The sequence below is a fragment of the Hyphomicrobium sp. genome, from assembly GCF_036262015.1.
GTDB lineage: Bacteria > Pseudomonadota > Alphaproteobacteria > Rhizobiales > Hyphomicrobiaceae > Hyphomicrobium_C.
Map to the genome: position 1 here is coordinate 1 of NZ_DATAJR010000002.1, position 3,391 is coordinate 3,391.

The following is a 3,391-nucleotide window of genomic DNA, read 5'->3' on the forward strand; positions in this document are numbered from 1 at the left end:
GAAACGCTGGTACTCGGCGAAGATCTCCTCGGCGCTGCGATCCGGGTGGTAGTTCAGGCAGAACAGCAGGTTCGCGTGCGCCAGCGCGTAATCCGGCTTCAAAGCCAACGCACGGCGGAACAAAAACTCAGCATCCCCGTAGCGGGAGAGGTCCTGCATCAGGAGTGCCTGATTGCCGATGGCGCGCCAGTTGCTCTCGATGGCGTCTTTGACGCCCTCGTAGACCTTCACCGCCGCAACCGGCTCGCCCTTCTGGCGCAGCAACTGCGCGAGATTGTCGTGAATGTCGCCGTCGTTCGGCAGCAGAGCCGCAGCTTTGCGCAGCATCGCCTCCGCTTCACCGGCCTTGAGCTGGCGCATCAGGCAAACGCCGAGGTTCCGGAGAATTTGCGGATCGCCCGGCGATGCCGCATGCGCTTGGCGCAATTCGACTTCGGCTTCGGCAAGGCGGCCGCGATTTGAAAGAAGATTGCCGAGATTGCCGTGCGCATTGGGGAAGCCCGGCGCGCGCTCAATCGCCTCGCGGTAGATCTTCTCGGCTTCGTCGTCGCGGCCGGCGGCGCGCAACGCGGCCCCCAGGTTCGAGAGGATACTCGCGCGCGGCGCTCGCTTGGCAGCCTCCTGGAACAGCTCAACAGCTCTGGCTGCATTGCCGCGCCCGTAGGCCCAGCCCGCCGCTCTCTGCAACGTGTCGACCGCTTCCTCACGATCCAGGTAGCGCTGCCAAAGGCGGCGATAGACGCGTTCGAGATCCTTTGCGAGCCCCCGCGCATCACAGAGCGCGGACGCCGCCATGCGCGCTCTCAGGCCAGCGCGCAACTCGGTAAGGGCTTCGATGTTCGCGGCGCGACGTATGGCCATGGCGACATAGTCTCGCCGCGTCGACGCAACCCAATCCGATAGGCCAAGCGTACCCATGATCGATGCGCCGAAGCAGCCGATCGACGGGCGCATTTTGAGGCAGACCGAGGGAACGCCGAGCCAAGCCGCTTCGATGGTCGTCGTGCCGCCATTGTGGGGGAACGGATCGAGCGCGATGTCTATGCCGGCGTAGGCCTCCCACGTCTTGGACTGCGGCGTGCTGAAGACCATGTCGACGCGATCGGCAGAAATGCCGTGCTTGGCGAACAGACCGCGGTAGCGCCGGCAGACCTCTTCGTCGAGAAAGGCGACGGTGTTCAGCACGAGGCGCGATCTCGGCACGGCCGACAGGATCTCGGCCCACGTGGCGATGACCTCGTCATTCAAACGGACGACGCGGCCGAAATTGCCGAATGTGACGTAGCCATTCTTCAACGCGGGGAGAGGCGCTACATCGGGCATTCCCTGCGGTGGCTCGTAGGCGACCGGCATGCGCGACATGCGCTCGACGGGCTCGGAGAAGAGATGGTCCGATCCTTCCGGCGCCATGACGTCATCGGCAAGGAACGCGTCCATGACCGAAAGCCCAGACGTGTAGCCATGGCCGAGGAAATGGGCGACCTGGATGGGTGCCGGCTTGCGGGCGAACGTGAGAAGGCGATTGCGCGCCGTGTGACCACCAAGATCCACGAGCACATCGATGGCATCGCGGCGGATCAGATCCGCAAGCTCGTCGTCGGAGAGACCGACCGTGGTGCGCCAGTGCTGCGCGAGCGCTTTTAGGCGATGGGTTTCGGCGTCGGGCGCAGGCACCTCGGCATAGCAGAAGACCTCAACCTTCTCCGGATCGTGTCCGACGAGAATAGGCTCGATGAAATGGCGCGAGGACTTGGTGGCAAAGTCGGGTGAGACATAGCCAATGCGGAGCCGTCTGTCGGGCGTGCGATCGTTGGCCCAGACGGCGTCTTTCGGTGCGTGACGCGCCGCGTGCATCTCGTTCCAGCGGCGGAATTCGGCAAAGATCTGCTCGCTCGTGAGCCCGGGATGATACGTGACGGCAAACAACATCATCCCATGGCCCCGGGCGTGGTTCGGGGCTTTGGCCAGCGTTGCCTGGAAGATGTCGATCGCCTCAGCGGCGCGGCCCTGATCCTGAACCGCGTTGGCGAGGTTGTAGCCGATCTCCGTGATGTCAGGCCGGAGCGCGAGGGCCTGGCGGAGATCACGTTCAGCGGCGGCGAGCTGTCCGCGCCGCATGAGAACAAGAGCGCGGTTGTTGAAGGCTTCCGCATGCCCAGGCTTCGCCGTAATGGCGATCGTGAAAGCGGCTTCAGCTTCCGTCAGCCGATGCTGTGCAAACAGTGCATTTCCGAGCGCGTTGCCGATGGCAGCGCTGTTCGGGGCGCGTTTGAGGCCGAGCCGTGCGGTGGCTTCAGCGTCCGACAAACGGCCGAGGCGGCGCTGGAGATCCGATAGATACGCCAGACCATCGATGTGCATCCCGTCTTCTGTGAGGTGCCGCACCATGGTCTTGGCCGCATCGACGATCCGGCCTGCGTTGTCGAGGGTTTGTGCTTCCACCATGATGGCTGCGCGGCGCTCGACGACAGCTTTCGGCGTGTCGGCGTCTCCTGTGTCGCCTTTGGCGGCACACCACCGTTCCCATAGATTTCGGAAAGCAGTTTCGAGGGCGCGGGCGAGGCCGGGTCCGTCGGCCAGCGGGGAGGCTTCCACGCGAGCCCGCAGACCGGACCGCAGCTGCGCCAGCGCCGCGATGTCTCGAGCTTTGGAGGCGGCCAGCGCCACGTAACCCGCAACGTCCGTCGCAACCCACTCCCGCAGACCCGCCGCGCCGAGTACGCTCGCCCCGAACCGGCCAACCGAAGGGCGGTCCTCAACCGACACAACCGGAACACCCAGCCACAAGGCCTCGATCGTCGTCGTTCCCGCATTGTGCGGGAACGGGTCGAGCGCGATGTCCACCTCTCCGTACGCCGACCACGTCTTCGGCTGTGGGCTCGTGTAGACCAGTTGCAGACGATCGCGCGTGATGCCATGCGCCGCAAAGCGGGTCGCCATCAGATCGGCAAACGCCGTCTCCGAGAACGCCTTCGAGTTCAGCATCAGCCGGCTCGACGGCACCCGCTTCAGGATCTCCGCCCAGGCCGTCACCACGCGGTCATTCAACCGCTCCGTGCGACCGAAATAGCCGAACGTCACATAGCCCTTCGTCAGCGCCGGCAGCGGAGAGACCGCCGGGAACCCCTCCGGCGGCTGGTAGGCCAGCGGAATGCGGGGCAGGCGTACGACCGTCTCGGCGAACAGCGCCTCGCTGCCCACCGGCGCCATCTCCTGGTCCGACAGGAACACGTCCATCGCCGACAGGCCCGACGTGTAGCCATGACCCAGGAAGTGGGCGACCTGGATCGGCGCCGGCTTGCGCGCCATGGCCAGGATGCGGCTTGCCGACGTGTGGCCGCCGAAGTCCACCAGGATGTCGATCCGGTCGGTGCGGATCTGATCCGCAACC

General features: G+C 65.2%; 1 protein-coding gene. It reads right to left on the reverse strand.

Annotation, left to right across the window (positions count from 1 at the left end; genetic code table 11):
- Positions 1-3,391: tetratricopeptide repeat protein (locus VHO05_RS00645; protein ID WP_329644675.1), on the reverse strand; the 3,391-nt coding region annotated here is incomplete at both ends.